This is a genomic window from Campylobacter hyointestinalis subsp. hyointestinalis, from assembly GCF_013372145.1.
In the GTDB taxonomy this organism is placed as follows: Bacteria; Campylobacterota; Campylobacteria; order Campylobacterales; family Campylobacteraceae; genus Campylobacter; species Campylobacter hyointestinalis.
The window spans coordinates 347,654-361,069 of the sequence record NZ_CP053827.1; the positions used below are offsets into that span (position 1 = coordinate 347,654).

Sequence of the window (13,416 nt, forward strand, 5' to 3'; positions counted from 1 at the left end):
AAATAATAAAAATTCTTAATTAGGATTTATTTTCTTTTAAGAGTATTCGGGTATAATTCCACAAATTAAAAAGATAAAGGATACAAAATGACAAATGTAGTTAAACAACTAAACCAAATTCAAGCTGACGCACATGCGTTTTTTATAGCTTTCCACGACTATCACTGGAACGTAAAAGGTCTTCAATTTTACGCTATTCATGAGTATACTGAAAAAGCATATGAAGAGATGGCAGAGCTTTATGATGATACAGCTGAACGTGCTATACAAATCGGTGGAAAAGCTATACTAAAAGCTGATGAGCTAGTAAAACTAGGCGCAAAAGCTCCTGTATTACAAAAAGATAGCTATACTCCAACTGAGGTTTTAGAAGAGATAAGAAAAGCTTATAAATATCTTGTTGAAGAGTTTAAAAAACTAGAAGAAGTAGCTGAAAAAGCAGGAGATACAACAACTTCAAATATAGCTCAAGATCATTACGGTGATTATGAGAAAAAAATATGGATGCTTAACTCAACTTTAGCATAATTCATTTTATAAAAGGCGGCAAAACCGCCTTTTTAACTTCTAGTTTATTTTGCTATCGCTTCTATTTCTACGTTTATTTTTATTTTATCGCCAAGAACTGCGTTTGATGTTCCTTTGGCAAACTCAAAATCGCTTCTTTTTATATCGCCTTCTAGACTAAATCCTATATGTTCTTTGCCTTTTTGATCTACTGTTTTACCGCCAAATTCATAACTTAACGTTACTGGTCTAGTTACGTCTTTGATGGTTAAATTTCCGATTACTTTTCCTTCATTTGCATCTTCTTTTTCAAATTTAGTCATTGTAAATTTCATATCTGGATATTTTACTGAGTCAAAAAAGTCAGCTTGTTGTAAATGAGAATCTCTCGCAGTATTATTAGTAAAGACTGAATTTGTTTTGATCACGGCGTCTAGTTTATTTGGTATTCCGTTTTCAACGTCGATGTCGGCTTTTACGTCTTTAAAAGCTCCATTTACATTACTAATGCTTAGGTGTTTTACTTTAAAATTCGTACTTGAGTGGGCAGTGTCTAGCTCGTAAGTAGCGCCAAATGCAGCTCCTGCTAAAAACATTGCGCAGATAGCGGAACTAAATAATTTTTTTGTCATTTTTTATCCTTTATTTAAAATATAGTTATTTTATAATTTAAATAAAAATTTATATTAAATTAAAAATAATAGAAATTATAGTTAATACGATTTATTTAGCGCTGAAGCAAGCAAGACTTTAAACTCTTCTAGCCTTAGATCTCTTTGTAAGCCCTCTCTTTGTTTTACTCCCCACATGGATTCTGGAAAAAAGCTATCGTTTTCAAACCTAGCTTGCACGTGTATATGTACCTTTGGAACGTAATTTGCAAAACTCGCCCAGTTGATTTTAGTAGGTCTATAAAACTCAAGCATAGTTTTTTCGACTATAAAAGCAGCTTCAAATAATCTTTTTTTAGTAGTCTCATCGCAGTCGCTAAGCTCTTTAAAAACTTGCTTCGTAAAGATTTTTACCCATGGAATTTCACTTGTTTCAAACTCGAGATATATAAAATCATCACTATAAATCATAACCTTACTCCTGCTTTTAGAATTTGCTTTCCCAGGTCGTCTGCGGCATTTTCAAAGCTGAATTTATCAAAGTTTTTGAGATTAAAAAAGTTTAAATTTGGATATTGTCTTTTTAGATATTCTTCGCTTAATTCGTCTTTTTCATCGCTAAAGATAACTCCTAAAATTTCTATATTTTTACTCTTTAAAGCTTCTAGGCTAAGAACAGTGTGATTTATGCTCCCAAGATAGTTTCTAGAGACTAAAAATGTAGGCAATTTTTTAGCTTCTATATAATCTATCATATATTTTTTAGAATCCATCGGGCAATAAAGTCCGCCAGCAAGCTCTACTAATACGCCGTTTTGCTTTGGAATATTTATCTTAAGACCTTCAAAAGTAACGTTTTCTTTTATCATTCCTATGTGTGGGCTAGCAGCTGTTTTTAGGCTAATGCCTGGAGCGTGAGATACTAAATTTGCTACTTTTGCTTCTACAAAACTTTTATCAGTGCTACTGCCTGCTTGAATGAGTTTAAAATACTCAAATCCAAAAGCATAACAAAGTGCAGCGCTAACACAGCTTTTTCCAGCGTCTGTGTGGATTCCGCTTATACAGATATTTCTCAAATTTCTATCCTTTTACATATCACTATCATAAAACTATACGTGAGTTTAAACTCACCTTCAAAGTAAGATTCTAAAGCTTTGTATGTTGATTTTGTAAGTTTAAAGCTTCCATTTAGGTTATTTACGCCAGTTTGTTTTAGGTGCGTTAGTAGCTCTTTTAAACTTGCAAATTTAAGCTCGAAATCGCCTGTTTTGGTTTCTAAAATATCAAATTTATCTCCGAAAATTTGCAGTATTTCTTCTTTTGTTTTGTAGTTTAAGCTTTGTTTTGTATATGATGAAAGCTCATTTAAAGTACCTTTTATAAAAGTACAAAATCCAAGGAAACCCTCATTTTTTAGACTTAAGCTTATTTTATCTCTTAAAAGCTCTAAGTTTTCTATCCATTGAAAAACCGAACTAGATACGATAAGGCTTTGATCTTTTGGTATTTGTATCTCTAAAATATCGCCTATTTGTGTGTTAAACTCGCTCATATAGTCACTTTTATATATGTCGTTTAGAGTGATATTTTTAAATTTAAATGAACCTAAAATTTCTTTAGTCAAGACCCCACTTCCAGCACCTATCTCATAGATATCTTCAAAATCTTGCTTGTATTTTTTTATAGTTCTTGCTAGTTTTTGTGCAGCATAAATTTGTGGAAGTGCAAACTCGTCGTAAAATGCTGCTTTTTCAAATTTCAAAGATCTCTCCAAAACTTTTGAATTTAAAAAATACAAAATGCGGAGCGTTTATACAAACGGCTTTTTGCTTGAAGTAGTCCAGACATACTTTACTTGGAAATATCAGGTCTTTTTTGCTGATTATCGCTTTGTTCCAGTTGATATGATCTTCATTTTTTTGTGAGGCATTTTTATATAAATTTATTAATTCGAATTTTGCATTTTGGTTGAATTGAAAACCCTTTATTTCATTCTCTGAAATACCTAAAAAACATAGTTTTTTAAAACCTTCAAAATCGTAATCGCTTATGCTTTTGTAAAAAATATCTTTTTTTATCCCAAACTCGTCATCTATCCCAAAAGGTGTTCCATTTATCGCTACGGCGGTTTTAAGCTTGATGTCTTTAAGCACTAAATTTGCCGCCCAAACGCCCATAGACCAAGCGATCAGATAGATTTCTTTCTCTTTTAAAATTTCATAGTCAAATTTTAAATCGCTATAGTCATAAACTACGCAAAGTCCGTAGTCATCAATATTTAAGTGTTTAACTGAGCTAGGAGTAAAAGAATATCCTAAAAATAGCAGTATTAGCTTTTTCTTGTCTTTAATTAGATCTATTTTCATCTAAAATCTCTTTTAAATTTAATAAATCTTCACTTAAAATATCGCCCCTTAAGCTTATGCGAAGTCTTGATTTTCCAAGTGGAACAGTCGGCGGACGAATCGCCGGTACGAAATATCCTGCTTCAAAAAGCTTTTGTGAAAGTGCAAGTGCCTTTTTGTTTTCACCGACTATAAAAGGGCTGATATGACTATCACTTATCCCTAAAAATGTGATAATTTCTTTTAAATTCGCTCTTTGGACGCTGTGATCTTTACTCAAAATAAAATTCGTCCAAGCTACATTTATCGCCGGAATCGCTGTTGAAAAGATGAGGCTTCTAGCGCTATTTACAAAAATATCTTTAAACTCACTTATCATCACTGCGCCGCTACTTCCGACGCCTTTTCCAAGAGTTACTAACAAAAAATCGATTTGCCTATCAAGTCCTAGTTCTGCGCTAAGTCCAAGCTGGGATTTGACGAAAAACGAGTGCGCTTCATCGACGTAAATCAAAACATTTTGGTAAGTCTTTTTTAAATTTACCATAAACTCTATATCAGCACTGTCTCCGTCCATACTAAATACTGCTTCAGTTAGTATGATGATGTGATCAAATTTATCGCTGTTTTGTTTGAGTAAATCTTCTAGCGCTTCATTATCATTGTGAGCAAATCTTTTAAAATTTGCATTTGCAAGTTTTAGAGCATCTATCATACTAGCGTGGATTAGTTTATCTGCTAAAAATAGCGTTTTATCACCATTTAGAGCTGAGATGCAGCTGAGATTTGCACAATATCCAGAGTTGAAAATCACCGCTTTTTTGGAATTAAATTTAGTCTCAAACCAGCTCTCTAGCTTGTCAAATTCTTCATTTGCGCTATAAACTAGCCTACTTGCTCCTGAACCAAAAAACCAATCTTTATCTTTGCAAATTTCTAGAAATTCGTTTTTTAAATTTGCGTTTGTGGCTATACCTAGATAATCGTTACTTCCTAAATTTAGAAGTGTTTTGCCATTAATTTCGATAAATTTAGAATGTGTCCTTGTCTTTTTGATCTCTCTGAAATTTTCTTGTTCTTTTGCTTTTTTTATATCAAACATTTATCACCTAGTTGGTTGATTAGCTTTATAGTTATTTTATTTAAAAGAGGGTGATTATAGCAAAATGTTGCTAAATTTATAACTATTTTATAGAGTATTTGCTAATATTATACAAATTTATAAGGTTTAAAAATGAAGAGTTGTATTGTTTTGTACGATAGAGTAAATTTGCTTAGTTTTGCCAAAATTTATGACTTTTTTACCAAAAATAAGCTTGATTTTGAAGTGGTATCTTTAAGTGAAGTTGTGCTTGATGAAAGAGGCTTTGAGCTAAGAGCAGAAAGACACTCAGAGTCTTTATACGCGTATGATATAGTAGCTATCCCAAGTGGCGTTGGCGCTCTAAATTTAAGATATGACGATATATTTTTGAGTTGGATAAAAAGTGGCTTAGAGGCCAACTTAAAAATAGGCTTAGATCTTGGTATTTTGCTTTTTGCGGGCGCTGGATTTTTAGATGGAGGCAAGGCTACCATAAGAGGCGGATACAAAAATGCTTTAAGCGAGTTTTGCCAATACTCAAGCGAAGATTTTTGCGAATATGGCAGAGTCTTAAGTATGACTGATACAAAAACTTCTTGGGCGTATTTAGAGTCGAAAATAAATGGATAAAGAACAAAATATCATAGATATTTTTACAAATAAATTTATCGGCGATGATGGCGCTGTAGTCGGTAAAATGGTGCTTAGCAAAGATATGTTTGTGGAAAATACGCATTTTAAGCGTAGCTGGCTTAGTGCATTTGAGATCGGTCAAAAAGCGATGCTAGTAAATTTAAGCGACGCTGTTGCTATGAACGCGGTGCCGTGTTTTGCTCTTCTAGGACTTGGTGTGCCTTCAAATTTAAAAAATAGCTATATCTTAGAGCTTTGTAAAGGCATAAAGCATACTGCTGAGAAATACGGCGTTAAGATCATCGGTGGCGATACCGTAAAATCTAGCGAGATAACTATCAGCTTAAGCATCATCTCGTATCTTCAAAATACAAAAGAAGTGAGTAGAAACGGCGCAGCACTAGGGGATCTAGTCTGCTATACAGGAAGCCTTGGTGGCTCTTTAAAAGGGCTTAAAACTCTGCTAAATGGCGGACATATCTCTAGCAAGTCTAAATTTAAAACTCCGATTTTAAGAGATAAATTTATGAAGCATTCGGCTAAATTTATGAAATGTGCTATGGATATCAGCGATGGGTTAGCTAGTGATCTACCAAAGATCTGTTCTAAATTTAGGGTTAAATTTTACAAAAATATATCTAAATTGCAGTGGCTTAGTGGCGAGGAGTATGAACTGCTTTTTTGCATCTCTCCTCGCAATCTAAAAAGAGTGCAAAATGAGGCAAAAAGATGCCGTGTGAAGCTAAATATTTTAGGAAAAATCATAAAAGGAAAACAAAAAACACATGGAAAATTCACCCATTTTTGAGCCACTTCTTTCGACTACTCATTCGCCTATAAATGCACATTTTAGTAAAAATGCCAGCGATTTTGTCGTGCGTGAAAACCCTCTTTATGAGTTTAGTGGAAGTGGCGAGCATCTGATCGTCGAAATTCAAAAAAAAGATCTTACTACCGCTCAAGCTCTTAGCATATTGAGTGGTGAAAGTGGTGCGAAGATGCGTGATTTTGGCTATGCTGGTCTAAAAGATAAAGAGGGAATGACGACTCAATTCATAAGTTTACCATCAAAATTTGAGCAAAATTTAAATAATTTTAGCCACGAAAAACTAAAAATTCTAAACACAACAAGGCATAATAACAAAATAAAAATCGGTCATTTAAAATCAAATAATTTTTTTATCAGACTTAAAAAAGTACTCCCTAGTGAGGCTACTAGGCTTAGAGAAGTTTTAAATTTAATCGATAAAAACGGTTATCCGAACTATTTTGGATATCAAAGATTTGGTAAGTTTGGTGATAATTCAAAAAGTGGACTGGAAATTTTAGAAGCACTAAATTGCGGCGATAAAAAAGTATTTGGAAAGTATAACCCAAAACTTAGGGATTTTCTCATATCTGCTTATCAAAGCGACTTGTTCAATAAATGGCTTAGCAAAAGAGTGGAAATTAGCCGTTTTAGTGAGTGTTTTAATGCAAACGAGTTAAAAGAGATATATAAATTTGACAAACAGACTATTGCTAATCTAAAATCCCAAAAACAGTTTTTCAAACTTTTACAAGGTGAAGTTTTAGGGCATTATCCATACGGCAAAGTCTTTTTATGTGAGGATTTAGACGCAGAAGTTGAAAAATTTGTCGCTAGAGATAGGACTAGCTCAGGGCTTATAGTAGGTGCTAAGGCTTATGAGAGCAAGGACGTAGCTAAAGAAATCGAAGATATGTTTTTTGAAGAGGCGAATAATTTTAAGCATTTGATGAACGGTTCAAGAAGATACGCTTGGGTTTGGATAGAAAATTTAGAATACAAATACAACGAGCAGCAAGCTCAGTTTAGTATGAGTTTTACGCTTCAAAAAGGCTCTTATGCGACCGTTGTTTTGAAAGAAATTTTGGGTAGAGATATATTTGAGATTTAACTTGCTTTAAAATGTTTTTAGATACAATCAGTTCAGTGCGACTGGTAGTTACAAGACGCAAGTCTTGAGGAAAGTCCGAGCTGCTATAAGACAGAGTTCCACCTAACGGGTGGCTAGGGAAACCTAAGGGATAGTGCAACAGAAAGAAAACTGCCGCTTTTGCGGTGATGGTGAAACGGTGAGGTAAGAGCTCACCAGCATTTGTAGCAATACATTCGGCTATGTAAACCCAACTCGCAGCAAGAAGGGATGGTTTGGAGTCTTATATTCAACCCTTCGCTCAAATTTGATTGTGAAATCAAAATTTAGATAAATGACTACCGTAAACAGAACTCGGCTTATGGTCGCACTTTTATATGTTATATTGTCTTGCTTTTTTTATCTTTTGAAACTCGATATCGAGTTTTTTTTGTTTTTCTTTAAACATTTTTGCAGCTTCATTTATAAGAGCTAAAGTGCTTCTCATCTCATCTAAGCTCATCTCATTTGGATAATTATTTGTAAGATAGTCTATTTTGTCAAGATCCTCATTTACAAGAGCTATTTTAAACTCGTCTATCCAGCTCATCATTACTCTTCTTTTGTAGCATCACGCCACGCATCAAGTAGCTCTCTTGTTACATGAATTACTTCATCTAGTGGAGCTTTGTCGTTTTTTAAATTTGCCTCTGCTATGAGCTGAATTTGTCTAGCATAGAGTCCGTTTAGATACTGAGAAACTGCTCCTTGATTCATATCTAGCGAGTTTATAAGCTCAAAAAATATGGCACTTGTTTTGTTTAAAAATAGAACTTTATTTTCTATATCCTCATCATCTATAGCTTTTTTTGCTCTATATATAAAACGAAGAATCCCCTCATAAAGCATTGTGATGAGCTTCTTAGGAGATTCTATGCCTATATTATTTTGATTATACGCTTGATAGGCTAAATTTGTTTGCATTTTTTGTCCTAGTTATCTTTTGTTGCCATTTGTATCATGGTCGAAAGAGTATTCATTTGATTATTAAGTTTGTTTAAAATAACTTCATATTGAGAAAATTGAGTTTGCATACGCTCATACTTTTCGTTTATACTATTTTGTGTTTTTTCTTTTTCGTCGTCTAATTTTTTCTTTTCATTTATCAAATTTTCTGAATATTTTGTCAAAGTTCCGTTTGTTCCTGTTAAGCTATTTAACGTATCTTTTAATTTTTCAAAAAATCCAGTCGTAGTAGACGTGCTACCTTTTAGATCTACTTTTTTAAAGCCTAGATTTTCAAGCAAACTATCATCGCCTTCTAACTTTAAATTTGCTCCACCTACACCTTTTAGTACCAAATTTCCATCTGTATTTAAACTAGCTGTGATATCGGTAATTCCTGCATTTGTTATAGCTTTTAGAAGCTCTTTAGTTTTTTGAGTTTTATCATTACCAGTTAAATTTATATCTATCTCTTTATCGTTGATCTTAAGTTTTCCAGTTATCGGATTTACGTTATCTTGTATCCCAGTTGAACTTGTGCTTACATTCGTATATTTTGTAGCTGTGCTAAAGAAACTTTGGAAATTATCAAAGTCATTTTCTAGCTTATCTTTTAGCTTAGCGCTATCAAGTGTTAGAAGTCCATCATTACTTAAGCTAAGCCCAAAATCTTGCAATGATTTTCCATTGCTATCTACACCGTTTATGATCTTATTTAAGCTGGTTTTGATATTTACTATCTCTGAAACTCCTTGAAAAGTTCCGCTAGCTTTTGTTTCAGGATTATACGATGTTGCAACTTGTAAGTTGTTTACAAGCGAGTTATACGATGTTATCATATCTTGAATGCTTTTAGTAACAGTTTCGGTATCTTGAGTGATATTAAAATTTGTATATTCGTCGTTTTTATCTACTTTATTTAAATTTATTGTTACTCCAAGTTGAAGATCTTTGACAGTATTTGTACTTCTAGTGATTTGTATGCTGTTAAATTCAAATTGTGCATCACTAGCTGAGCTTAGCCTTACTCCGCCATCTTGAAATGTAACTTCTTTGTTGTTTGTTTCTACAATGTTATTAAAAAGTGCTTCAAGCAATTTTTTTGAATTTTCTTTTTCATTATTTGATGAACTAGCTTGAGCTGTGTTATTTCCTTCGTAAAGGCTAAATTTAATCGCATTTTCCTTGCCAGTTTCGCTTGAGCTAAGCACTAGTCTATAAGGTTCGTTGCCACCTACATTTAGGACTTTTGCATTTATTTTGCCGTCTGTTTTTTCATTTATCTGTTTTGCTATATCATCTAATGATGTTGAGCTATCTGCTTCTATAGCGTAATTTTTACCATTTATAGATATATTAAATGAAGCTGAACTTACCCCTGAGAGTATTGGCTCGTTGCTCATAGAAAAAGTCTTGCTTTGGTATGAATCTTTTGTGGCTAGTTGATTTACTTTTATACTCATATTTCCAGCATTTACGCCGTTATTTATGGAAATAGTAGCGTTATTGCTTCCGGTACTACTAACTTTTTTTGTCATATAGCTTGAGCTATCAGTTAGCGATGAAACACTTGTTTTAAAACTGCTAAGAAGCGTTGTTATGGCAGTTAGATCAGTTTGTTTTGTTTGATTTGTTGTTATTTTTTCTGTTAGCGGATTTATTGACTGTTTTTCGTCGACTTTTTTAAGACTATCTATTAGTTCTTGAGTTAAGACGCTATTTGATCCACCGTTTGCCTTGCCAAATACACCAAGTGCAGTTATGCTACCTACTGCCATTTTTTACTCCTTTTTATCAAAAAGCATACCGACTATTTCTCTAAAATGTTCTGTTAAATTCATCACTTCTTCAGACGGTATTTTTCTTATGACTTTGCCACTTCCGACTTCGGTTACATTCACGTACATTGCGCTGATTTTGTCATTATAAGCAAATCTGACGTTTGTTTGGAGTTTTTCCATATTTTCGTTTAATTTGCTTATAGCTTCATTTAATTTTTGAGTTGTACTTTCCTGATTTTGTTCGTTTTGATTGGCATTGTCTCTAACTAAATTTTCGTTGATCTTTGTTTGTTCTACACTCCTTGTATGAACAGAGCCTTGTCTATTATTTAAGGCTATTGAATTATCAATCTGTTGCGAAGCTGCTTTGAAAATTTCCATTTCATATCCTTTGAAATTATAGTCTAATCCAAATATCGGTTAAGAAAGATAAATTTTTATAGTTATATTGAAATATTGAGATAAAATATGTTAAAATACAAACCTTTAGGAGATTTTATGAAGATATTTACGCAGTGCGAATGTTTATTACTTAGTGAGAGTTTAAGACTATTTTTAGACAGTTTTTACACTTCAAAAAAGGATTGTGATTTTATAATAAGTGATAAAAAAATAGACTCTGATAAACCTGTTTTTGTAATAGATGAAAAATCTCCATATCTAAAGATCCCATTTACGAAAGAGTCTCTCATAAGCACGCTTGAAGAGTTTTACTCTGCTATCCAGATACAAAATAACTCTGCTTTATTTAAGGCGAGCAATAGCTCTTTTGAGCAAAATTTATCGAATTTAGTAGATAAATTTAAAGCAGATCTTTTAAATTTGATAAAAAACGAATATGAAAAATAACCTATTTACAACCATAACTAGTGGAAAATACAAAGGCAAAAAAGTAATGCTTCCTAGTTCTTTGACTACTAGAAGTACAAAATCTATCGTAAAAGGTTCATTTTTTAACACTATCCAAAACGAACTTTATGAAAAGACGTTTATAGAAGTCTTTGGTGGATCTGCTCTTATGGCTATGGAAGCTCTTAGCAACGGAGCAAAAAATGCTTACGCTATAGAGATAGATAAAAATGCTTTTAAGCTTACTCTTGCTAATACCTTAAGTTTGAAAGATGAAAATATAAAAGCTTTTAACGGAGATACTTTTAAGATCACGCCTGAACTTGTTAGTAAAAACAGTGACGTGATCTTGTATATAGATCCACCTTTTGATATAAGAGACGGTTTTGAAGATATCTATAAAAAAGTCTGGGATATGCTGACTTTTATAGATAGATCAAAGATATGTTTAGTAGTTATCGAACATATATCTAGCTATGACGCGCCAAATAGTTGCGGCGAATTTATAAAGTTTAAATCACGAAAATTTGGTAAAACCACACTAAGCTACTACCAAATTTAATAAACAAATCTAGATCATAAATTTATCATAAAGCAAAATTTGGAATAACTTTTGCTTTTACTCCTTAAAATTCTAAGGATTGATATGAAATTTATAGTTAAGCTTTGCATTTTAATATCTTTTTGCGCGACTTTAAATGCTACTCAGATCAAAGACATAGCAAGCATAATCGGCGTTCGTGAAAACCAACTTATAGGATATGGTCTTGTTGTGGGACTTAATGGTACTGGAGATGGCAGTAGTAGTGAATTTACTATTCAATCTTTATCAAATATGCTACAAACGGTAAATGTAAAAATAGATCCAAACGATATAAAATCAAAAAACACAGCAGCTGTGATGGTCACAGCCAAGCTTCCGCCTTTTGCAAGACAAGGCGATAAGATAGACGTGACTATAAGCTCTATCGGCGATGCTAAAAATCTTCAAGGTGGCACCTTGCTTTTGACTGCTCTTAAAGGCGTTGATGGTGATATATACGCTCTTGCCCAAGGAGCCTTGACTATAGGTGGCGGAACAAGCAAAGGCGGAAATCATCCCACTGTTGGAACTATACTTGCTGGTGGTTTGGTTGAAAAAGAGGTTGTATTTGATATCTACACTCAACAATTTGCAAATCTAAGCCTTAAAAACTCAAGTTTTCAAACAGCAGTAGATATGCAAAGAGCTATAAATGCGAAATTTGGTACAAAGTCTGCCACCGCCATAGATCCAAGAACAGTAAGGCTAGCAAAACCTGCAAATTTAAATATGGTAGAGTTTCTAGCTAGAGTTTTAGACGTAGATATGAACTACAAAGCAGATGAAAAAGTCATCATAGATGAAAGAACTGGAACCGTAGTGAGCGGTGTAAATATCACAGTCGATCCAGTCGTCATATCTCATGGAGCCATAACTATAAAGATAGATCCAAATACTTATGCCGCCACTGGGGCACAAAATGCAACGGACGTGGATATAGGCGGGAACACGTCTATAGATACGGCAAACAATATGCTAAAAATCGGTGCAAACCAAACTACGGTTGCAAACATAACAAGGGCTTTAAACAAGCTAGGAGCTAGTCCAAAAGACATCATAGCTATCATAGAAAATCTTAAACGAGCAGGAGCCATACATGCGCCAGTGGAGATCATATAATGCAAGTAGATAACTCTTTAGCACTTGATGCTTACAACAAATTAAACACTTCAAATTTGAAAGATAAAAGTCTTTCTAAAGATGACGCTCTTTTAAAAGAGCAAACAGACGCTTTTGAAGCATTTTTAGTAAAAGAGGTTTTGGATATCTCTATGAAAAACGACAACTCTTTGTTCCCAAAAGATGCAGGAGATAAGATCTACTCATCAATGTATAATGATACGATGAGTAAGGCACTTAGTGGTGGATTAGGATTTAGCGAGATGTTGTTTAATTTTTTAAAAGAGAGAGGCTAAATAAAAAATTATTTTATCCGATTTAGCTTTCAAAGTTAAAAAGGATTTAATATGATAAATTCTGTAGGTTCTGTGCAATACCTTGCACAAAATGAGTCAGTACAAAAAAACGGAACAAAAAAAACACAATCAACACAAAATACTCAAAGTAGTACGGAGAGTAGGGTTGATGCTATAGCTAAACAGATAAATGAAGGCACTTACAAGATAGATCTTAAAGGGCTAGCAAGCAAAATAGCAGATTCCCTTATGTAAAGCGTTGCTCCTTTGAGTTAGATAAAGGAGCAACTTATGATAAATAAATACTTAGATGAGAGCATAACTCTCTTAAACGAACTCATAGAAATCACACAAAACGATATAGAAAATATCAAAAACGCAGACCATACTCAGCTTGATGAACATACAAAACAAAAAGCTATCATCATCAAAAAATTTGAAAATGCAAAAAATCTTTTAGATAAAGAGCTTATAAAAATTTCTAGTGAACATAACGGAACAGATCTTGCTAGTCTTCTCTCAGATGAGATCAAAGATAAACTAGGTGTTTTAAGAGAATCTTTGGTTTTGTTGCAAAATAAAAATAAAGAGTACGCTAAATTTGTCGTGGTTGTCAAAGAGTTTTATGATTCTTTAGTAAAAAAGATGTTTGGCAAAGAGAGCGACTCATCGTACGTCGATAAAAATATGAGTATGGAGCAACTTTTTAAATTAAGGATTTGA

Annotated in this window: 20 protein-coding genes and 1 other RNA gene; 11 read left to right on the forward strand and 10 right to left on the reverse strand. The window is 33.3% G+C overall.

Annotated elements, in window-relative coordinates; translation table 11 throughout:
• The first annotated feature begins 87 nt into the window (after positions 1-87).
• Positions 88-528: a Dps family protein gene (locus tag CHHT_RS01885; protein WP_034962283.1), complete on the forward strand. Its 441-nt coding sequence runs from the start codon at positions 88-90 to the stop codon at positions 526-528.
• A 44-nt stretch (positions 529-572) separates the two neighbouring features.
• Here CHHT_RS01885 and CHHT_RS01890 read toward each other — a convergent pair whose 3' ends face one another.
• The 6 genes from CHHT_RS01890 to CHHT_RS01915 all read right to left on the reverse strand — a co-directional run bounded on the left by CHHT_RS01890 (position 573) and on the right by CHHT_RS01915 (position 4,568).
• Positions 573-1,139 (reverse strand): YceI family protein, encoded by a 567-nt coding sequence (locus CHHT_RS01890; protein WP_034962281.1) that lies wholly within the window; start codon positions 1,137-1,139, stop codon positions 573-575.
• An 81-nt stretch (positions 1,140-1,220) separates the two neighbouring features.
• Entirely contained in the window at positions 1,221-1,589 is a 369-nt protein-coding gene (locus CHHT_RS01895; protein WP_034962279.1) for an HIT family protein, read from the reverse strand.
• On the reverse strand, positions 1,586-2,197 hold the full coding sequence (gene bioD / locus CHHT_RS01900; RefSeq protein ID WP_034962276.1) for an ATP-dependent dethiobiotin synthetase BioD: 612 nt from the start codon (positions 2,195-2,197) through the stop codon (positions 1,586-1,588). Before bioD ends, CHHT_RS01895 begins: the two co-directional genes overlap by 4 nt.
• The gene (locus tag CHHT_RS01905; RefSeq protein ID WP_034962275.1) at positions 2,194-2,883 is read right to left on the reverse strand and encodes a methyltransferase domain-containing protein; all 690 of its coding nucleotides are present in this window, start codon (positions 2,881-2,883) and stop codon (positions 2,194-2,196) included. The genes bioD and CHHT_RS01905 overlap by 4 nt, the downstream gene beginning before the upstream one ends.
• Positions 2,873-3,487, reverse strand: a complete 615-nt coding sequence (locus tag CHHT_RS01910; RefSeq protein WP_034962272.1) for a pimeloyl-ACP methyl esterase BioG family protein — start codon at positions 3,485-3,487, stop codon at positions 2,873-2,875. Before CHHT_RS01910 ends, CHHT_RS01905 begins: the two co-directional genes overlap by 11 nt.
• Positions 3,468-4,568, reverse strand: coding sequence for an aminotransferase class I/II-fold pyridoxal phosphate-dependent enzyme (locus tag CHHT_RS01915; protein WP_034962270.1), 1,101 nt, complete (start codon positions 4,566-4,568; stop codon positions 3,468-3,470). The genes CHHT_RS01910 and CHHT_RS01915 overlap by 20 nt, the downstream gene beginning before the upstream one ends.
• 132 nt (positions 4,569-4,700) lie before the next feature.
• On the opposite strand from CHHT_RS01915, the gene CHHT_RS01920 reads away from it, so the two are divergent.
• The 4 genes from CHHT_RS01920 to rnpB all read left to right on the forward strand — a co-directional run bounded on the left by CHHT_RS01920 (position 4,701) and on the right by rnpB (position 7,459).
• Complete coding sequence (locus CHHT_RS01920) at positions 4,701-5,180, forward strand: helix-turn-helix domain-containing protein (protein ID WP_051663732.1); 480 nt, start codon at positions 4,701-4,703, stop codon at positions 5,178-5,180.
• Positions 5,173-5,991, forward strand: coding sequence for a thiamine-phosphate kinase (locus tag CHHT_RS01925; RefSeq protein ID WP_034962267.1), 819 nt, complete (start codon positions 5,173-5,175; stop codon positions 5,989-5,991). The genes CHHT_RS01920 and CHHT_RS01925 overlap by 8 nt, the downstream gene beginning before the upstream one ends.
• Positions 5,969-7,102, forward strand: coding sequence for a tRNA pseudouridine(13) synthase TruD (gene truD, locus CHHT_RS01930; protein ID WP_034962265.1), 1,134 nt, complete (start codon positions 5,969-5,971; stop codon positions 7,100-7,102). Before CHHT_RS01925 ends, truD begins: the two co-directional genes overlap by 23 nt.
• Positions 7,103-7,134: 32 nt before the next feature.
• Positions 7,135-7,459: RNase P RNA component class A (gene rnpB, locus CHHT_RS01935), an RNA gene on the forward strand.
• Here the strand turns inward: rnpB and CHHT_RS01940 are convergent.
• From CHHT_RS01940 to flaG, 4 genes are read right to left on the reverse strand one after another with little or no spacing between them, the layout of a single operon-like run.
• Complete coding sequence (locus CHHT_RS01940) at positions 7,455-7,670, reverse strand: hypothetical protein (protein ID WP_051663740.1); 216 nt, start codon at positions 7,668-7,670, stop codon at positions 7,455-7,457. The two genes, rnpB and CHHT_RS01940, sit on opposite strands and share 5 nt — an antisense overlap.
• A gap of 2 nt (positions 7,671-7,672) precedes the next feature.
• A complete protein-coding gene (gene fliS, locus CHHT_RS01945; RefSeq protein WP_034962262.1) occupies positions 7,673-8,044 on the reverse strand; it encodes a flagellar export chaperone FliS in 372 nt (123 codons plus the stop codon).
• A gap of 8 nt (positions 8,045-8,052) precedes the next feature.
• Complete coding sequence (fliD, locus tag CHHT_RS01950; RefSeq protein WP_034962259.1) at positions 8,053-9,843, reverse strand: flagellar filament capping protein FliD; 1,791 nt, start codon at positions 9,841-9,843, stop codon at positions 8,053-8,055.
• A 3-nt stretch (positions 9,844-9,846) separates the two neighbouring features.
• Entirely contained in the window at positions 9,847-10,227 is a 381-nt protein-coding gene (gene flaG / locus CHHT_RS01955) for a flagella length regulator FlaG (protein WP_034962257.1), read from the reverse strand.
• 117 nt (positions 10,228-10,344) lie between these two features.
• On the opposite strand from flaG, the gene CHHT_RS01960 reads away from it, so the two are divergent.
• The 6 genes from CHHT_RS01960 (at position 10,345) to flgN (ending at position 13,416) form a co-directional block, all read left to right on the forward strand.
• Complete coding sequence (locus CHHT_RS01960; protein ID WP_034962255.1) at positions 10,345-10,695, forward strand: hypothetical protein; 351 nt, start codon at positions 10,345-10,347, stop codon at positions 10,693-10,695.
• Complete coding sequence (rsmD, locus tag CHHT_RS01965) at positions 10,685-11,257, forward strand: 16S rRNA (guanine(966)-N(2))-methyltransferase RsmD (protein ID WP_034962252.1); 573 nt, start codon at positions 10,685-10,687, stop codon at positions 11,255-11,257. Before CHHT_RS01960 ends, rsmD begins: the two co-directional genes overlap by 11 nt.
• Positions 11,258-11,341: 84 nt before the next feature.
• On the forward strand, positions 11,342-12,397 hold the full coding sequence (locus tag CHHT_RS01970; RefSeq protein ID WP_034962250.1) for a flagellar basal body P-ring protein FlgI: 1,056 nt from the start codon (positions 11,342-11,344) through the stop codon (positions 12,395-12,397).
• Positions 12,397-12,693, forward strand: a complete 297-nt coding sequence (locus CHHT_RS01975; RefSeq protein WP_034962248.1) for a rod-binding protein — start codon at positions 12,397-12,399, stop codon at positions 12,691-12,693. The genes CHHT_RS01970 and CHHT_RS01975 overlap by 1 nt, the downstream gene beginning before the upstream one ends.
• A 51-nt stretch (positions 12,694-12,744) precedes the next feature.
• A complete protein-coding gene (locus CHHT_RS01980) occupies positions 12,745-12,948 on the forward strand; it encodes a flagellar biosynthesis anti-sigma factor FlgM (RefSeq protein WP_034962246.1) in 204 nt (67 codons plus the stop codon).
• 36 nt (positions 12,949-12,984) lie between these two features.
• Entirely contained in the window at positions 12,985-13,416 is a 432-nt protein-coding gene (flgN, locus tag CHHT_RS01985) for a flagellar export chaperone FlgN (protein ID WP_034962243.1), read from the forward strand.

Bases quoted from the DNA above. Each gene is read 5' to 3' on its own strand.
- CHHT_RS01885 (WP_034962283.1), top strand. From the start codon at position 88: ATGACAAATGTAGTTAAACAACTAAACCAAATTCAAGCTGACGCACAT.
- CHHT_RS01890 (WP_034962281.1), bottom strand. From the start codon at position 1,139: ATGACAAAAAAATTATTTAGTTCCGCTATCTGCGCAATGTTTTTAGCA.
- CHHT_RS01895 (WP_034962279.1), bottom strand. From the start codon at position 1,589: ATGATTTATAGTGATGATTTTATATATCTCGAGTTTGAAACAAGTGAA.
- CHHT_RS01910 (WP_034962272.1), bottom strand. From the start codon at position 3,487: ATGAAAATAGATCTAATTAAAGACAAGAAAAAGCTAATACTGCTATTT.
- CHHT_RS01915 (WP_034962270.1), bottom strand. From the start codon at position 4,568: ATGTTTGATATAAAAAAAGCAAAAGAACAAGAAAATTTCAGAGAGATC.
- CHHT_RS01920 (WP_051663732.1), top strand. From the start codon at position 4,701: ATGAAGAGTTGTATTGTTTTGTACGATAGAGTAAATTTGCTTAGTTTT.
- CHHT_RS01925 (WP_034962267.1), top strand. From the start codon at position 5,173: ATGGATAAAGAACAAAATATCATAGATATTTTTACAAATAAATTTATC.
- truD (WP_034962265.1), top strand. From the start codon at position 5,969: ATGGAAAATTCACCCATTTTTGAGCCACTTCTTTCGACTACTCATTCG.
- CHHT_RS01940 (WP_051663740.1), bottom strand. From the start codon at position 7,670: ATGAGCTGGATAGACGAGTTTAAAATAGCTCTTGTAAATGAGGATCTT.
- fliS (WP_034962262.1), bottom strand. From the start codon at position 8,044: ATGCAAACAAATTTAGCCTATCAAGCGTATAATCAAAATAATATAGGC.
- fliD (WP_034962259.1), bottom strand. From the start codon at position 9,843: ATGGCAGTAGGTAGCATAACTGCACTTGGTGTATTTGGCAAGGCAAAC.
- flaG (WP_034962257.1), bottom strand. From the start codon at position 10,227: ATGGAAATTTTCAAAGCAGCTTCGCAACAGATTGATAATTCAATAGCC.
- CHHT_RS01960 (WP_034962255.1), top strand. From the start codon at position 10,345: ATGAAGATATTTACGCAGTGCGAATGTTTATTACTTAGTGAGAGTTTA.
- rsmD (WP_034962252.1), top strand. From the start codon at position 10,685: ATGAAAAATAACCTATTTACAACCATAACTAGTGGAAAATACAAAGGC.
- CHHT_RS01970 (WP_034962250.1), top strand. From the start codon at position 11,342: ATGAAATTTATAGTTAAGCTTTGCATTTTAATATCTTTTTGCGCGACT.
- CHHT_RS01975 (WP_034962248.1), top strand. From the start codon at position 12,397: ATGCAAGTAGATAACTCTTTAGCACTTGATGCTTACAACAAATTAAAC.
- CHHT_RS01980 (WP_034962246.1), top strand. From the start codon at position 12,745: ATGATAAATTCTGTAGGTTCTGTGCAATACCTTGCACAAAATGAGTCA.
- flgN (WP_034962243.1), top strand. From the start codon at position 12,985: ATGATAAATAAATACTTAGATGAGAGCATAACTCTCTTAAACGAACTC.